This window comes from Mycobacterium sp. 1482292.6 (assembly GCF_001672995.1).
GTDB lineage: Bacteria > Actinomycetota > Actinomycetes > Mycobacteriales > Mycobacteriaceae > Mycobacterium > Mycobacterium europaeum_A.
Genome location: NZ_LZKV01000027.1, coordinates 1 through 16,362 on the forward strand (window position 1 = coordinate 1; position 16,362 = coordinate 16,362).

Annotated in this window: 15 protein-coding genes and 1 pseudogene; 5 read left to right on the forward strand and 11 right to left on the reverse strand. The window is 69.4% G+C overall.

All coding sequences use genetic code 11. From position 1 onward, the window contains the following. Positions 1-76: 76 nt before the first annotated feature. The 3 genes and pseudogenes from A5624_RS01525 to A5624_RS01535 form a co-directional block, all read right to left on the reverse strand. Positions 77-772, reverse strand: a pseudogene (locus A5624_RS01525) (Rieske (2Fe-2S) protein); the annotation flags it as partial. Continuing rightward, positions 769-1,320: an RNA polymerase sigma factor gene (locus A5624_RS01530; protein WP_066860438.1), complete on the reverse strand. Its 552-nt coding sequence runs from the start codon at positions 1,318-1,320 to the stop codon at positions 769-771. The pseudogene A5624_RS01525 and the gene A5624_RS01530, both read right to left, overlap by 4 nt. Before the next feature lie 33 nt (positions 1,321-1,353). Then, positions 1,354-2,784: an NAD(P)-binding protein gene (locus A5624_RS01535; protein WP_066860441.1), complete on the reverse strand. Its 1,431-nt coding sequence runs from the start codon at positions 2,782-2,784 to the stop codon at positions 1,354-1,356. Between the two features lie 102 nt (positions 2,785-2,886). On the opposite strand from A5624_RS01535, the gene A5624_RS01540 reads away from it, so the two are divergent. From A5624_RS01540 to mmsB, 3 genes are read left to right on the forward strand one after another with little or no spacing between them, the layout of a single operon-like run. Next, the gene (locus A5624_RS01540) at positions 2,887-4,407 is read left to right on the forward strand and encodes a CoA-acylating methylmalonate-semialdehyde dehydrogenase (protein WP_066860448.1); all 1,521 of its coding nucleotides are present in this window, start codon (positions 2,887-2,889) and stop codon (positions 4,405-4,407) included. Between the two features lie 14 nt (positions 4,408-4,421). After that, on the forward strand, positions 4,422-5,588 hold the full coding sequence (locus A5624_RS01545; protein WP_066860451.1) for an acyl-CoA dehydrogenase family protein: 1,167 nt from the start codon (positions 4,422-4,424) through the stop codon (positions 5,586-5,588). Positions 5,589-5,601: 13 nt separating this feature from the next. After that, positions 5,602-6,486, forward strand: coding sequence for a 3-hydroxyisobutyrate dehydrogenase (mmsB, locus tag A5624_RS01550; protein ID WP_066860455.1), 885 nt, complete (start codon positions 5,602-5,604; stop codon positions 6,484-6,486). A 12-nt stretch (positions 6,487-6,498) separates the two neighbouring features. On the opposite strand, the gene A5624_RS01555 is transcribed toward mmsB, so the two are convergent. Genes A5624_RS01555 through A5624_RS01575 form a run of 5 tightly spaced genes read right to left on the reverse strand, consistent with a single transcriptional unit; the run spans position 6,499 to position 11,472 of the window. Next, positions 6,499-7,005, reverse strand: a complete 507-nt coding sequence (locus tag A5624_RS01555) for a MarR family winged helix-turn-helix transcriptional regulator (protein WP_066860458.1) — start codon at positions 7,003-7,005, stop codon at positions 6,499-6,501. A gap of 8 nt (positions 7,006-7,013) precedes the next feature. Next, positions 7,014-8,075 carry a histidinol-phosphate transaminase gene (locus A5624_RS01560; protein WP_066860462.1) on the reverse strand — a complete coding sequence of 354 codons (1,062 nt, stop codon included), beginning with the start codon at positions 8,073-8,075 and terminating at the stop codon, positions 7,014-7,016. Beyond that, positions 8,075-9,094, reverse strand: coding sequence for a 3-oxoacyl-ACP synthase III family protein (locus A5624_RS01565; RefSeq protein WP_066860465.1), 1,020 nt, complete (start codon positions 9,092-9,094; stop codon positions 8,075-8,077). The genes A5624_RS01560 and A5624_RS01565 overlap by 1 nt, the downstream gene beginning before the upstream one ends. A gap of 7 nt (positions 9,095-9,101) precedes the next feature. Continuing rightward, positions 9,102-9,749, reverse strand: a complete 648-nt coding sequence (locus A5624_RS01570; RefSeq protein WP_066860469.1) for a hypothetical protein — start codon at positions 9,747-9,749, stop codon at positions 9,102-9,104. Then, a complete protein-coding gene (locus A5624_RS01575; RefSeq protein ID WP_232002184.1) occupies positions 9,730-11,472 on the reverse strand; it encodes a thiamine pyrophosphate-binding protein in 1,743 nt (580 codons plus the stop codon). The genes A5624_RS01570 and A5624_RS01575 overlap by 20 nt, the downstream gene beginning before the upstream one ends. A gap of 80 nt (positions 11,473-11,552) precedes the next feature. On the opposite strand from A5624_RS01575, the gene A5624_RS01580 reads away from it, so the two are divergent. Beyond that, positions 11,553-12,248 (forward strand): ABC transporter ATP-binding protein, encoded by a 696-nt coding sequence (locus A5624_RS01580; protein WP_066860475.1) that lies wholly within the window; start codon positions 11,553-11,555, stop codon positions 12,246-12,248. Beyond that, entirely contained in the window at positions 12,245-14,749 is a 2,505-nt protein-coding gene (locus A5624_RS01585; protein ID WP_066860478.1) for an ABC transporter permease, read from the forward strand. The genes A5624_RS01580 and A5624_RS01585 overlap by 4 nt, the downstream gene beginning before the upstream one ends. On the opposite strand, the gene A5624_RS01590 is transcribed toward A5624_RS01585, so the two are convergent. From A5624_RS01590 to A5624_RS01600, 3 genes are all read right to left on the reverse strand, one after another. Next, the gene (locus A5624_RS01590; RefSeq protein WP_066860481.1) at positions 14,736-15,362 is read right to left on the reverse strand and encodes a class I SAM-dependent methyltransferase; all 627 of its coding nucleotides are present in this window, start codon (positions 15,360-15,362) and stop codon (positions 14,736-14,738) included. The two genes, A5624_RS01585 and A5624_RS01590, sit on opposite strands and share 14 nt — an antisense overlap. Next, entirely contained in the window at positions 15,359-15,952 is a 594-nt protein-coding gene (locus tag A5624_RS01595; RefSeq protein WP_066860484.1) for a DUF4389 domain-containing protein, read from the reverse strand. Before A5624_RS01595 ends, A5624_RS01590 begins: the two co-directional genes overlap by 4 nt. After that, positions 15,949-16,362: NAD(P)/FAD-dependent oxidoreductase (locus tag A5624_RS01600; RefSeq protein WP_197497995.1), on the reverse strand; the 414-nt coding region annotated here is incomplete at its 5' end. The genes A5624_RS01595 and A5624_RS01600, both read right to left, overlap by 4 nt.

A 16,362-nucleotide genomic window follows, 5' to 3' on the forward strand; every position in this document is an offset into this window, starting at 1 on the left:
GCGGTGTAACCCGCCGCCATATCTCTGGGCATGGATATCCCCATGCTTCGAAGATGTTTGGCGATCGTGCCGGCCGCTCGGGGCGCGCCGGTGCGAACACCTCGATGCCGCCGTTGGCCTCGCGAACCATCAATGCAGGCAAGGGCTTTGGCGCTATCGGCAATTGATGGGTGATCACCTGGCCGGTGGGCGAAAACGACGTGGTGTGGCACGGGCAGCGCAGCGTGTCGTCGGGTGCGTCGAACCACAGCTTGCAACCCTGATGCGTGCACACTCCCGAGACGGCCTGGACTTCGCCCGCGACCCGGCGGACGAATCCGGTCACCGAGCCGAGGTCGAAGGCGTGCATGACGCCGTCGGGCACATCAGAGCTGGCCGCCACGCGCTGCCAGCTGCCCTCGTTGGGCGTGAGTTGCCCGGCCGCGACTTCGGGACCGTGACCGTCGCCGCCGCGGCCGAGGATCAGGGCGCGATCGACGGACACCGCGGCGACCGCCGCCGTCGCGGCGGCCGACGTACCGACGATCACCTGGCGGCGCGTGCTGCGACGGTCCGGCGCCGGTTCCGTTGGCGCACCGGACATTTGCTCGGCGAGGCGCCGGTGCAGGTCGGTCAGGAATTCCTGGCGGGGCGCGTCACCACCCTCGCGCGCCGCGCGCAGCTCGATCGCCGTGCGCAGCTGAGCCGCCTCGAAGTCGTCGGGCGCGAACGGCCGGGGCCGGCGCCCCCGCAACAGATCGTCGACATAACGTCGCAACCCTCGCGCATTCATGGCTGGCCCCCATCGTTGACCTGGGCCGCCAGCCGCAGGGCGCGGTGCTGGAGCACCTTGGCATTGGCCACGCTGATCCCGAGTTCCGCGGCTGACTCCTTGATCGAATGGCCCTGCAGGAAACGCGATTCCAGAATCCGGCGGTAGCGGTCCGGCAGGCTGTCCAGAACCCGGGCAACCCGCTGCGGCGCGGTACTGATGGCGTCCTGGCCCTCGGCTGGTTGTTCGATGTCCTCGATCGAGGTTATCTCGCGCCCCAGCGTCTCGCGCCAGTGTGCGGCCAGCACCGTCCTGGCCGTCGCCCGCAGGTATGCGCGCACCTCGGCGACGCTCGCGGTCAGCCGCAGCGGCCGCAACGCCGCCAGGAACACCTCGGCGGTGAGGTCCTCGGCGTCGGTCTGGTTTCCGACGCGCGCGAACAGCGTGCGGTACACCCAGGTCGCGTTGTCGGAGTACACGGCTTCCCAGCTCGGGTAGCCGGCGTCATGGCCGTCCTCGGGCACCGCGCGCAGGGGTCGCGGGCCGACGGGCTCGTTTCTTGCCGCCACATGCCTCCTTCACCCGATGAATAGCGACTCGGGTTACACGGGCGCAGCGAGTGCGGCCTCGGCGGCCATGAGCTGGTCGAGCTTGGTGGCGGTGACCGAGAACACGGATTTGGCGATGCTCAGTATCCGCTCGCGCACCCGCGGCTTCGCCGACGCCGACGGCAGCAGGTGGCCGATCAGATGGCCGAACAGGTCCAGGCGCGCCGCCGACAGCCACGCCATCAGCTCCGGGTCGTCGAACCAGCGCAACTGATTGGTGTAGTCGGCCAGCGCCAGCCGCAACCAATCGAGGTCGGTGTCCGGATGCGGCAGGGGCACGCAGAGATCGTTTTTCACGGTGTCGTCACGGTATGCGGCCTCGACGTGGGCGATCAGCGCCGCGGAGAAGATCTGCTGGCAGCCGCGCACGCTTTGCAGCGTGATGGTCCCGGTGTCGAAAATCGGTGTAGCGGGCCGCTTTTCGGCGCCGTCCGCGGTGCAATCGATGTACAGTTCGTCGCCGCTGACCGCCACGGTGCCGCCCTCGAGCGTCAGCCTGCCCGCGTCGATCCGCAGGAGGTGACCCAGGCGCACCACGTCGGTGATGCGCCGCAGTTGCTCGAGCTCGAGCCGGGTGACGGTCGCGCAGCGATACATGGCGGGCCGGATCGCCGGATCGATCCGCAACAGCACGCCGGCGTCTTCGAGACGCGCGAACAGATCCCGCGCCGAGGCGGCGTCGTTGATCGCGCGCAGTTGTGCGGTGAAGCTGGCCTTGAGCTTGTCGGCGAACAGCGAGCCGGGCTGCATGGTTTCGCGGTCCAGCAGCCAGGAATCGCGGGGCACGATCCAGGTCAGCCGGTCCGGTTCGATCCCGTGACCGAGCAGCCACAGGCAGGTGTCGATTCCGGTCTTGCCGGCCCCGACGACAACGTAGCGCTCGTACCCGCCGAGCCGGGGCAGGTCGTTGGGCGCGACGCACGCGACGCCGTCGGCGACCTGGTACGGGGGGCGGCGCATCGCCGGGACCGTGACCCGCATGTAGGTGGCGTCGACGACGCGCCGCGTCACGTCGACGGCGTAATCGGCGCCGGCCAGCGTGCGGAACCGGCCTTGCCCACCGTATTGGCCGAGGTATTCGCTCATCGGGAAGTAGCTGACCCGCCCGGTCGGCAACCACTCGCGGCGCATGATGCGGTCGTAGTAGGCGCAGATTTCGCCGGCGGTCGCCAACTCGTAAAGCCCGTGGTTCCAACCCACTTGGTCGATGGTGTCGCTGCCGAGCCGCGACGAGTTGACGCCGTAGAAGGCCGAGGGCTGATGCAACCGCACGAACGGGTAGGCCATGGTCCAGTGCCCACCGGGCGCGTGCTGGCGGTCCACCACCACCACGCGGGCCTCCGTCTCGGAGACCAGCGTGTCGATGAACGCCATGCCCATGGCGCCCGCCCCGACCACCAGGTAGTCGGCCTCGATGGTGCGCATACCGCCCTCAGGCTAGACCGGCGACCACCTTGCCAAGGCCCGAACCGGGTTACTAGGATATCCAAGTATCCGCTTAAGCGCTCAACCACACCCGAGGGCCCCATGACCACACAGATTCCGCACTTCATCGATGGGCAGCGCACCGCCGGCCGGTCCGGCCGCAGCGCTGACGTCTTCGACCCGAGCACCGGGAGCGTCCAGGCCACGGTGCCGATGGCCGGCCAGGCCGACATCGATGCCGCGGTCGCCTCGGCCGTCGAGGCCCAAAAGGGTTGGGCCGCAACCAATCCGCAGCGGCGCGCGCGTGTCATGATGCGCTTCATCGAGCTGGTCAACGCCCACAACGACGAGCTGGCCGAGCTGCTGTCGCGCGAGCACGGCAAGACGCTGGCCGACGCCAAGGGCGACATCCAGCGCGGCATCGAGGTCATCGAGTTCTGCATCGGCATCCCCCACCTGCTCAAGGGCGAGTACAGCGAGGGCGCCGGGCCCGGCATCGACGTCTACTCGCTTCGCCAGCCGCTGGGCGTGGTCGCCGGCATCACCCCGTTCAACTTCCCGGCGATGATTCCGCTGTGGAAGGCCGGCCCGGCGCTGGCCTGCGGCAACGCGTTCGTGCTCAAGCCCAGCGAGCGCGACCCGTCGGTGCCGGTCCGGCTGGCCGAGCTCTTTCTGGAAGCGGGCCTGCCCCCGGGCGTGTTCCAGGTCGTGCACGGCGACAAGGAGGCCGTCGACGCCATCCTGAACCACCCCGACATCCAGGCCGTCGGGTTCGTCGGCAGCTCCGATATCGCCCAGTACATCTACGCGGGGGCCGCGGCCACCGGCAAGCGCTCACAGTGCTTCGGCGGCGCCAAGAATCACATGATCGTGATGCCCGACGCCGACCTGGATCAGGCCGTCGACGCCCTGATCGGCGCCGGCTACGGCAGCGCCGGCGAGCGGTGCATGGCGATCAGCGTCGCGGTCCCGGTCGGGGACAAGACCGCCGACCGGCTGCGCGCCCGGCTCATCGAGCGGATCAACAACCTGCGCGTGGGCCACAGCCTGGACCCCAAGGCCGACTACGGACCGCTGGTGACCGAAGCGGCCGTGGCACGGGTGCGCGACTACATCGCCCAGGGGGTCGACGCGGGTGCCGAGCTGGTGATCGACGGCCGCGACCGCGCCAGCGACGACCTGACGTTCGGCGACGCCAACCTCGAGGGCGGCTTCTTCATCGGTCCCACCCTGTTCGACCACGTCACCCCCGACATGTCGATCTACACCGACGAGATCTTCGGGCCCGTGCTGTGCATCGTGCGCGCGCACGATTACGAAGAGGCGCTGCGGCTGCCGTCGGAGCACGAATACGGCAACGGCGTGGCGGTTTTCACCCGCGACGGCGACGCCGCCCGCGACTTCGTCTCGCGCGTGCAGGTCGGCATGGTCGGGGTCAACGTGCCGATCCCGGTGCCGGTGGCCTACCACACCTTCGGCGGTTGGAAGCGGTCCGGTTTCGGCGACCTCAACCAGCACGGCCCCTCGTCGATCATGTTCTACACCAAGACCAAGACCGTGACGTCGCGGTGGCCGTCCGGCATCAAGGACGGCGCCGAGTTCGTCATTCCCACAATGGATTAGGCCGGCTGTTTCTCATGGCTTCTTTTACCCTCAACGACGACGAACGGGTGATCACCGAGACGGCCGCCGCGTTCGCCGCCAAGCGCCTCGCCCCGCACGCCCTGGAATGGGATGCGGCCAAACATTTTCCGGTCGACGTGCTGCGCGAATCCGCCGAACTCGGCATGGCGGCGATCTACTGTCGTGACGATGTCGGTGGCAGCGGACTGCGCCGCCTCGACGGGGTCCGCATCTTCGAGCAGCTGGCCATCGCCGACCCGACCACCGCCGCGTTCCTGTCCATTCACAACATGTGCGCGTGGATGATCGACACCTTCGGCACCGCCGAGCAGCGCAAGGATTGGGTTCCGCGGCTGGCGTCGATGGACGTCATCGCCAGTTACTGCCTCACCGAGCCCGGCGCCGGGTCCGACGCCAGCGCGCTGAGCACCCGCGCCGTCAAACAGGGTGGCGATTATGTGCTGGACGGCGTCAAGCAGTTCATCTCGGGCGCGGGTGCCTCGGACGTCTACGTGGTGATGGCCAGGACCGGCAGCGACGGCCCGCGCGGCATCTCGGCCTTCGTGATCGAAAAGGGCACTGCGGGGCTGAGTTTCGGCTCGCTCGAGGAGAAGATGGGCTGGCACGCCCAGCCCACCGCCCAGGTGATCCTGGAAGGCGTCCGGGTGCCGGCCGAGGCGATGCTGGGCGGCGCCGACGGCGAGGGCGCCGGGTTCGGCATCGCGATGAACGGGCTCAACGGCGGTCGGCTCAACATCGCCGCGTGTTCGCTCGGCGGCGCCCAGGCCGCCGCCGACAAGGCCGGGGCCTATGTCCGCGATCGCCAAGCGTTCGGGTCGTCCCTGCTCGACGAGCCGACCATCAGGTTCACCCTGGCCGACATGGCCACCGGCCTCGAGACATCGCGAATGATGTTGTGGCGGGCGGCCAATGCGCTGGACGAGGACGATCCCGACAAGGTCGAGCTGTGCGCGATGGCCAAGCGCTACGTCACCGACACCTGCTTCGAGGTCGCCGACAAAGCCCTGCAGCTACACGGCGGCTACGGCTACCTGCGCGAGTATGGTCTGGAAAAGATCGTGCGCGACCTGCGGGTGCACCGAATCCTGGAAGGGACCAACGAGATCATGCGGGTGGTCATCGGCCGGGCCGAAGCCGCACGGGTTCGCGCAACCGCATAGAAGGGTCTTTCAGATGACCGAACACCTGACGGTGGCCTTCCTGGGCCTGGGCCACATGGGTGGGCCGATGGCGACGAATCTTGTTGCGGCCAAACACGCGGTGCGCGGCTTCGATCCGGTGCCCGCCGCGCTGTCCGCGGCGACGGAGGCCGGCGTCACCGGGTTCGGCAGCGCCACCGACGCGGTGGCCGGGTCGGACGTCGTCATCACCATGCTGCCCAACGGGGAGCTGGTCAAACGCTGTTACGCGGAGATCCTGCCGGCCGCGCGACCCGGCGCTCTGTTCATCGACAGCTCGACGATCTCGGTCAACGATGCCCGCGAGGTGCATGCGCTGGCGGAGTCCAACGGCGTCGCGCAGCTCGACGCGCCCGTCTCCGGCGGGGTGAAGGGTGCCGTCGCCGGCACGCTGGCCTTCATGGTGGGCGGTGACGAGGCCGCGCTGCAGCGTGCGCGGCCGGTGCTGGAACCCATGGCGGGCAAGATCATTCACTGCGGCGCGGCCGGGGCCGGCCAGGCCGCCAAGGTGTGCAACAACATGGTGCTGGCGGTCCAGCAGATCGCGATCGGCGAGGCGTTCATCCTGTCCGAGAAGCTCGGGCTGTCCGCGCAGTCCCTGTTCGACGTCATCACCGGGGCGACCGGCAACTGCTGGGCCGTGCACACCAATTGCCCGGTGCCGGGGCCGGTTCCGACGTCGCCGGCCAACAACGACTTCAAGCCGGGCTTCGCCACCGCGTTGATGAACAAGGACCTGGGCCTGGCGATGGACGCGGTGTCCTCCAGCGGTGCGGCGGCGCCGCTGGGTACCCACGCCGCCGAGATCTATGCGAAATTCGCCGCCGACCACGCCGAAAAGGACTTCAGCGCGGTCATCGAGATGCTGCGCGGCAGCTGAGAACCGCCGGGCTCAGAAGTCACCGGCGTTGCGCCGCAACGTTTCAATGCACGCCGCCAGGTTCTGCGATTCCGTGTCGGTCATCCCGATGTCGGCGAACACCTGCTTGTTGAGGGTGACGGTGGCGTCCTCGACCGTGGAGCGACCCAGGTCGGTGATCGCCACCAGCGTGGTGCGCCCGTCGGTGGGGTGCGGCACCCGTTGCACCAGCCCGTCGGCCTCCAGCCGGCGGATCGCGTGGGTCACGCTGGTGACGTGGACCTGCAACCGGTCGGAGGCCTTAGTGATGGGCAGCGCCCCGGTCCGGCTGAATGCCAACAGCCGCAGCAGTTCATACCGGGAGAAGCTCAGGTCGTAGGGGCGCAGCGCCGTCTCGACCCGCGCCAGCAGGATCTGGTGCGCGCGCATCACCGAGGTCACCGCCACCATGCCCGGTGCCACGTCGCCCCACCCGGCGCGCTCCCAGTTGGCCCGCGCCGCGGCGATCGGATCACGCTTTTCCGGTTGTGATTGCGCCACGCCCCTTCTTACCGCACTTGGCGCCCGGGTGTGGCCTTTCCCAACGCCGAGAGCACCGCCGTCGTCGACGCTCGGCTGCCCACGGTGATCCGCGCGCCGCCGTCCGCGTAGTACCGCACCCGCGGCCCGCTGTCGCCGAAAACCTCACGCCACGACCGATACCGCCCGTCGCCGGACGGCAGATACATGAAATTCGCGTGCGCGTCGGTGGTGTGGATCCCCATCGCGCTCAGGCGGTTCCGCAGATGGCGGCGTTCGGCGGTGATCAACCGGATCCGGCGCAGCAGTTCGTCTTCCGCGTGATACGACGCCGCGACCGCGAGCAAGCTGGTGATCGCGATGCCGAACGGCAGCTGCTGGGACCACAGCGTCCGGGCCAGCTCCGTCGACGCCACCCCGTAGCCGATCCGCAGCCCCGCCAGCCCGTAGGCCTTGGAGAACGTCCGCACCACCACCACGTTGGGGAAACGCGCGACCAACGCCGCCACGTCGAAACGGTGCTCGACGGCGGTGAACTCGATATAGGCCTCGTCGAGCAGCACCACGGTGTCGCGCGGCACCCGGCGGAGAAACCGGAAAACGGCGGCCCTGGGCTCGATGGTGCCGGTCGGGTTGTGCGGCCGGCACACCACCACCACGCGGGCCAGCGCGGCCGCGTCGGCCAGCGCGTCGAGGTCGTTGTGACCGCGCTCGTCCAGCGGCACGAGTGACGGATTGAGCCGCGCCATCTGCGCGACGATCGGATAGCCGTCGAACGTCGGCGATGCCATCGCCATCGTGTCACCCGGCGACGTCAGCGCGCGCAGCGCCTGCAGCACGACGCCGGTCGCCCCCGCACCCAGCACCACCCGGTCGGCGGGCACACCGATGTGCGCGGCGATCATGTCGCGCAGCCGTTCCGGCAGGAACTCCGGATACCGGTTCGCCGCGCGAACGGACCGGATCAGCGCGGCACGGACCGCCGGTAGCGGGGGAAACGGATTCTCGTTGAGCGACAAGGCAAACGGATCCACCGCGTTGGGCAGCGCTTCGCGGATCTCGCCGTCCATCAGGCCCGGCACCGCGTGCATCAGCCTCGACCACCCCAGCGCACCGCGGCCGCGCCGGCGAAGTCGCCGGCATGCGCGAACGCCGCCATCATCACCACGTCCCCGGCCGCGAGCTGACCACCGGAGACGGCGCGGTCCAGGTTGATCGGGATGCCGGCGCCGAACAGGTTGCCGCACTCGTCGAACGTGTCACGGTGTCTTGATTTCGGCACCTCGAGCGCGTCACGCCAGTTGCGCAGGAACGCCCGATTGGGCTGGTTGGTGACCAGCAGGTCGATGTCCTTGGCGGCCAAGCCGATTCGATCGCACACCGCCAGCGCCACCTCGGGGACCTGCCGGTTGCCGCGGGCCAGCACCTTGGTGATCTTGCTTTCGGTGAAACCGATGCTGCCCTCGCCGGGACCGGCCTGCCACCACTTGCGGGGCGGGTCGTAGGACAGCGTCATTTCGCCCGCGTACTCGCCGTAGGTGCGGCACTCGATGTCCAGGATGGGTGAGTGGCCGCCCACCGTGACCAGCCCCACCGCGGCGCCGTCGCCGGGCACCGCGGACTGCGCCTTGCGGCGAATCGTCGGCTGATCGAAGAACTGGCCGGCCGCGTTTTGCGCGATCGCGATCAGCGCGGTGTGCCCTTCGCCCGCGGCCAGCAGTTTGCGAGCCACGTTGAGCGCCAACACGAATGCGGCGCAGCCGCCGTTGTTCAGGTCGAGCACCCAGGACGGTCGCATGCCCAGCCGGTGCGCGATGCCACCGCCCTGGCCGTAGAACGCCATGTCGGGCACCTGGGTGTGGGTGATCAGCACGTCGGCGCCTGCGACGGCGTCGTGCCCGTGCCGGTCGATCAGGCCCTGGGCGGCGCGTTCGATCATGTCGATGGAACTCTCGTCCGCGGCGACGTGATGGCGGAACTTCGGCGCGCGGAACATCACGTTGTCGCGCAGGTCGTCGGATTCGGCGAATTGCGCGTAATAGTCGGCGGGGATCGGCTCACCCGGCAGGTACGTGGAGACGTCGATCAGGCTGACGCTTGGGCCACCCATGGCCCGCTCACCTCATCCAGACGGGCGTCACCGGCAGCCCGTTGCGGTGGCGGTACTCGGCGATCGCCTTGAGGTTTCGCAGCTCCAGCAGATGGCCGGCGCCGAACATGTCCCAGAAGTCGCCGACCCACACCGGGCGCTGGGCGGGCGCGGTCTCGGGATACGGGTTGTGATCATAGAATGGGTGGTGGCAATTCGTCCACAGCACAACCGATCCCGGCTTGTCGAGGACCGTCGCCGCGTCGACGACGCGCATCAGGTAGATCATCCACAGGTGCTTGCCCTGGTCCCAGGCGCAGTGGTAATCCACGGTCCGGGCCTGCGCGTTGGCGACGGTGCGGGTGTAGATCTTGGTTTCCGAGCCCAGCCGGTCGTGGGCCAGCCACAGCCCGGGTTCGTCCGTGGGCGTGAAGCCGCGCAGGCTGTAGGTCCACTCCTCCAGACTGCGGGTGTCGGCCATGTACTCGTACAGCTCGTCGGGTGGACAGTCGATGTAATCGTTGACGGTGCAATACTGTCCGAAGACCTCATCGTGTGGGTATACCGACCGCATCATGTCCATGATGATCGGCGTGGCCTTCTCCCTGGGGCTGGTTTCGATGCGCGTGACGCCATCGATCAGGTCGGGGATATCCTCAAGCGCCGGCAGCGACATTGGTCTGGTTCTCCTTAACACGCGAAATATTCTCCGCAGCAGCGCGTTTGACGTGCGTAGCCGCGAGAAACGGCGCAAACGGCGGGATCTCGTCGGCGTCGCACTCGACGCTGACCACCGCCGGACCGTCGATGCCGAGCGCGGCGCCCATGGCCACCGCGAATCCATCGACGTCGTTGACGTCCACCGACGTCAAGCCCGGGAACATCGCCGCCAGCCCGGCCCCCAGCCGGCTGGGACGAAAACGGTTGTAGCTGTACAGGTCGTCATAGAACAACTGCTCACGGGTCACGCACATGGCGTGCGCGTTGTTGTTGAACAGGACGAAGGTCATCGGTAATCGATATTGCACGGCGGTGTGCACTTCCATGCCGTGCATGAAGAATGCGCCGTCACCGGCGATCACGACGGTACGGCCGCCGGGCCGGCCACTGTTGTTGCGGCCGAACGACATTCCGATCCCGGCCCCGAAGCTGTAGCCCATGCCGCCCATGCCGAGGGCGACGGCGAACCTGCCGCCGCGGCGTGCCGGCAGGTAGTGAATCGCGGCGGCGCCGGTGTTGCCGGCGTCGACCACGATGTCGGCCCCGTCGGGCAGGACGCGGTCCAGCACCGCCATGGCGTCGCGGTACCGCAGGCCCGGCCCCGCGCAGGGCGGCGGCGTCAGCTCGGTGGGCCGCAGCGGGCCCGGCACCCGCACCTTGGCGGGCCGTCCCGGACCGGACAGCGCCTGGGTCAGCATGCGCAGCGAGCCGCGCAGGTCGTCGGTGTGCACGTGCGGGCATGCCACATAGGGCGGCGCCGACCCGAGCGAGACCGTCGGCACCGCCGCCAGAGCGTCGTCCAGCCCGGTGCGCGCGGTGACCGACAGGCGCGTGCCCACGACCAGGCACACGGCGCTGCCGGCCACCGCTTCAGCCACGCCCGGGTGGCCCATGACGCCGGTCACCCCGAGCGCGGACGACGATCCGAGGCCGGGTGTGCCGGCGACGTCTTTGGCGTCGGGCACGGTGGCCACCCGCGCCCGCAGCACCGCCCGCAGGGCTTCGAGCTCGGCGCGGGCGTCGTCGCGGGCGACCTGCTCGCCGACGATGATGGTCACCGGGCCGCTGGCGTCGCGCAGCATTTCGGCGATCGAGTCCGGATTGCCGATGGGACGCGGGCCCTCGACCGGCCGCCCATTCTGCGCGCAGTCCAGGGTCGCCTGCTGAATATCCTTGGGCAGCAACAGAACCGCCGGGCCGCCGCAACGTGCCGCGGCGATCGCCCGGGGCAGCAGCGCGACGATGTCGGCGGGCTTACGCAGCCGGCGGCAGAACAGCGACACCGCCGAGAACAACGCCTCGGCGTTCGGCGACCCGTTGACGCCACTGGTGTCCTGGAAGCTGCCCTGACCGTCCATCGCGGCGGCGGGCTGGCCGACCAACGCCAGCACCGGCACCCGGCTGGCCAGCGACTCGCCCAGCCCGGCAACCAGGTTCAGCGCTGCGCCACCCGAGGTCGCGGCCACCACGCCCAGCCCGGCCCCGCTGCGGCTGTACCCGTCGGCCATGGTGGCCGCGGAGAACTCGTGCTTGGCCAGCACGGCGTCGATGCCGGGGCGGAAGTGCGCGGCGTCGTACACGTCCTCGATGTTGGCGCCGTCCACACCGAAGAGGTGGTCGACTCCGATTGCCGCGAGGTGCCCGACGATGTGGTCGGCCACCCGGTACCTGCCGGGCATGCCTGAAGGAACGAGGTAGGCACTCGGTCGGTTCATTGCTCGTCCATGAACCGTTCACCGGTCCCCATCGTGGTGTTGAGATGACCATCGAACTGCGCAACGTGGTGCGCGAGTACCGGGTCGGCGGTCAGACGGTGCGGGCGCTCGACGAGGTCAGCCTGTGGCTGGCGGACGGGCAGTTCGTGTCGGTCGTCGGGCCCTCGGGGGCCGGGAAAAGCACGCTGCTGCACCTGCTCGGGGCCCTGGATTCCCCCGATTCGGGAACGATCGCGTTCGACGGCGAGGAGATCGGGCGACTCGGCGACGAGCAACAGTCGCGGTTTCGCCATCACCGGGTGGGCTTCATCTTTCAGTTCTTCAACCTGTTGCCGACGCTGTCGGCGTGGGAGAACGTGGCCATTCCCAAGCTGCTCGACGGGGTCCGGCTGGGCGCCGCCAAACCGGAGGCGATCCGGCTGCTGGATCGCGTCGGGCTCGGCGACCGGACCGGGCACCGCCCGGCCGAACTGTCCGGCGGTCAGATGCAACGGGTCGCGGTGGCGCGCGCGTTGATGATGAACCCGCCGCTGATTCTCGCCGACGAGCCCACCGGAAACCTGGACTCCGCCACGGGGGCGTCCATTTTGGCGCTGTTGGCCGAGGTGGCGCACGAGGACGCTGCGGGCCGGCTGGTGGTGATGGTGACCCACAACGCCGACGCGGCCGCGGCCACCGACCGGGTGATCACCCTGCAGGACGGTCGGGTCGGCTCCGACGTGCTGGCGGGCGCCGGGTGAAACCCGGATCGGCGATCACGGCCACGGCGAGCAGGCTGCGGGTCTTCAGCCTGCGCGAGCTCACCGTACACAGGCGCCGCACGGTCGCGTCGATCTCCGTAATGGCGGTATCGGCAGCGTATTTGGTGGCGGTATTCGGCATCTTCGGGTCGATCACCGGGTCGGTGAGCCGGCTGGCCGACGGGATCGCGGGCGTCGCGGCGCTCGAGGTGTCGGGCATCACCGACGCCGGATTCCCCGACTCGATCCTGGCCGAGGTGGCCGCGGTCCCGGGCGTGGCGACCGCGGCGCCGATGATTCGAACGCCGGCAACCACGCCGTCGGGGCCCGTGCTGCTGCTGGGCGCCGATGCGAGCACCGCCGCCCTGGGCGGGGCGTTGAAAGACGCGGTGTCCCGACCCGTGCAGGCGCTGTCCGCGACGCCGTCCGGCGTTCAGGTCGGGCCGCGGGTCGGCTACGCGAAAGGCCAGGCGTTCCAACTGGGTTCGGCCTCGGTCACGGTGGCCGACGTGCTCGCGGGCAAGCAATACGCGAACCTCAACGGCGGGCACTACGTGCTCGCCCCACTCGCCTTGGCGCAGCACGCCGCCGGCCGCACCGGCCAACTCGACTCGATACTGATCACCACCAAGCCGGGCGCCGACCTCGGAGCCGTTCGCGCCGCGGTCACCGGCGCGGTGAATGGTCGCGCGATCGTGGCGGCCCCCAGCTTCCGGGCGGCCCGCGCCGGTGACGGGGTCAAGCTGATGAACTACATGGCCCTGCTGGGCGCCGCGGTGGCGTTGGTGGTCGGCGCGTTTTTGATCTACACCACGATGACGATGGCGATCACCCAGCGCCGGCCGGTCATCTCGATGCTGCGCGCCATCGGCGGCCGGCGCGTCGCCATCGTCGGCGACATGCTCGCGGAGGCCGCGGTTCTCGGCCTGATCGGCGGGGCCGTCGGGTCCGCGTTGGGAATTGTGGCGGCCCACATCGCGATTCGCCGGTTGCCCCCGGCGGTGACGCAAGGGCTCGAAGCCCGCGTCGAGTACTGGCTGCCCGGCTATGCGCTACCGCTGGCGCTCGCGGTGACGGTGCTCACCAGCGTGGCGGCCTCGGCGATGGCGGCGCGTCAGGTGTACAAGGTTTCGCCCATCGAGGCGCTGGCCCCAGTCGGCGCCTCGGCGGCCGACGTCGTGCCACGGTGGTTGCGCGTCGCCTGCGGGGTCGGCGCCGTTGCGGTGATCGCGGTGGCTGCGGTGCTCGTCACCGGCCAGCGCGGCAGCTACGCCGTCGTCGCGATGGCCGCCCTGTTGGGCGCGCAGATCGCCCTGGGCTTCGCGCTCACCAGGCCCATCGTCAACGCCGCGGCGGCGACGGCGCGCACGTTCGGATCGTTCGGGGCGCTCGCGGCGGCGACGATCCAACGCGCGCCGCGGCGCGTGTGGGCGACGGTGATGACCGTGCTCATCGGGGTGCTCACCACCGTCGTGATCACCGGTACGAACGCCGACATGATCCGGTCGGCCCGTAGCATCTTCGCGCCGGTCGCCGACACCGACGTCTGGGTGAGCGCAGATCCCCCGGACAGTTACCCCACCGACGCTCTGCCACAAGGCCTTTCCGGCAAGATCGCCGCGCTTCCGGGGGTGGCGCGAGTGACCGAGGGCGCCTTCGGATTCGCCGTCGTCGGCGGCACCCGGGTGCTGCTCGACGGGTTCGCCACCGGCAGCAACGATGCGCTGTTCGGAGCGCTCGACGAACGAGTGCGCTCCGAGGTGCTCGCCGGCCGGGGCGTGGTGCTCACCCAGAATCTGGGCGCGATCCTGCACCTGCGGGCCGGTGAGCCCCTGCGGCTGCAGACGCCGCACGGCGCACGGGAGGCGACCGTGCTGGCCCTGGTGCCGTTCTTCTCGACGGTCATCGGCACGGTCGGGATCGACCTGGATCACCTGCGGGCGTGGTTCGATCGCCCGGCGGCGACGACGCTGCAGGTCGTCGCCGCGCCGAAGGTGAACCGGCAACGCCTGGTGGCCGCGGTCCGCGCGGCGGTGCCCGCGCCGAACCACGTGTACGACGGTGCCGCGGCGCTGGCGGGGCTGCAGGCCCCCCTGCATCAGAGCATGTTCATCGCCAACGCGGTGTGGATCATCGTCGTGACGGTGGCCGCGGTCGCACTGCTCAACACGTTGACGCTGTCGGTGATCGAACGCCGCCGCGAGATCGGCGTGCTGCGGGCAATGGGTTCCAGTCGGCGATTCACCTTGCGGATGGTCCTGGCCGAGGCGGCCGGAATCGGTGTGGTGGGCGGCGTTTTGGGGCTTGCGCTCGGACTGACCGACCAGTGGCTGTTCAGCCGCATCAGCCGGGACATCATGAACTTCGAGGTCGGCTTTCGGCTGAGCCCGCTCGCGCTGGCCTTCACGCTCGGTGCGCTCGCGATCAGCCTGCTCGGCTCGGTGCCACCGGCACGGCGTGCGGCGCACCTGTCCATCATCGAGGCGGTCAGCGTCGAGTGAGGATGGCGAATCCCTGCAGATGGGGTTTGCACGGGAAGGGCACCGGCGTTCGCGGAACGCTGCGCAGCGCGGTGGTGTCGAATCCGGCCGCGGCGATCGCGTCGCGGGTTCGCCGGTTCGGCTCGCAACCGCCCGCCAGCCACGACCAGGGCCGGGCGATCAGGTCCTGGAACCGGCCCGTCGCGCCGTCTCCGCGCACGTGCTCGAGGACGACGAGCCGGCCCCCGGGGACGAGGACCCGCCGGATCTCGCGCAGGGTCGCGGCCACGTCGTCGACCGAGCACAACACCAGCCCGATATGCACGGAATCGAAAGCGTTGTCCGGGAACGGAATCGCTTCACCGACGCCCTCGACGATGTCCAGCGCGATGCCACGGCGTTGCGCGAGCCGCCTGGCCATCCGCCGAAACGTCGCCTCGGGTTCCACCGCGGCGACCGACGTCACCGCCGCGGGCAGAAACTTCAGGTCGGTTCCCGGCCCCAGGCCGAGCATCAACAGCCGGCCGGTCGCGTTGCTCAGGGCGGCCCGCCGATACCGGTGGTAGAACAACCGGTCGAAAATCGGCTGGCCGACCCGGTACACATGCAGGAACAGGAATTGCCGGAGCGTCATCGGCCGCCCAGATCCATTCGGAACGGCGGATATTCGTCGCGCATCAACGACACGTACACCGCCACTCGGTAGCGCCAGCGCACCATGCCCATCAGCAGATCGAACATGCCCTGCGGGATGGTTCCGGTGCACAACAGCGCCACCGCGGAGATGACGCAGAGCACCTGTAGCGGCGCCTCCATCGACCAGCACAGCAGGACCTGCGGGATCGCCAGCAGCCACTTCACCAGCACCGCCCAGTTTTTCAGCCGGTCCGGGTAGTCGACGGTAAGGTCTCCGGGGTAGTCGGGCCGGGACGCAAGGGTGAACGGCGGGTACTTGTCGGTGCTGTTCATCGGGAATCGGTAGTTCATCACGCGCCACGACCAGCGCAGCACCCCGACGTTGAACTCGAAGAGCGGCCGCGGATACCGCCCGGTGCACAGGATCACCACGCCCGCGGCCACGGTCGAGAGCGGATACACCAGGTAGAGCAGGATCAGGATCGGGTAGTGCGGCAGGGCCAGCACGCACCACTTCAACAGCCAGAGCCAGCGCGAGGGCAAGTCGAAATCGCCTCGTACCCTTACGGATTCGGCCGGTTCGTTCACGGGCTCGACGGGATCTTCGCCACTACCCCCAAGTTTCGGCTGATTTGAGCGGACATCCGGCGATGGCTCGTCAAGCGCAGAAACGTCGTCAGCGCCGAGGTCTGCAGCCGGTCCGAGATCAGGGCGGCCGGTCTGAGCACGCGCTCACCGTGCGACACCGGCAACGACGCCGCCCACGACACGGCCATGACCCGCCGGCGCCGGGTCTTCTCGTAGGACCGCAACGCACGCGAAACGTCTTCGCCGCGAACGTTTGTCGCACGACGCACGCCCGCCAGTGCCCCGCACAGCACCATGGTGTCGAGCAACGCCTGGTTGGTGCCCTGAGCCAGGGTGGGCGGCATCGTGTGCGCGGCGTCGCCGAGCAGGGTCACCGGGCCTTGACCCGCGCGCGGGATCGGATGGCGGAA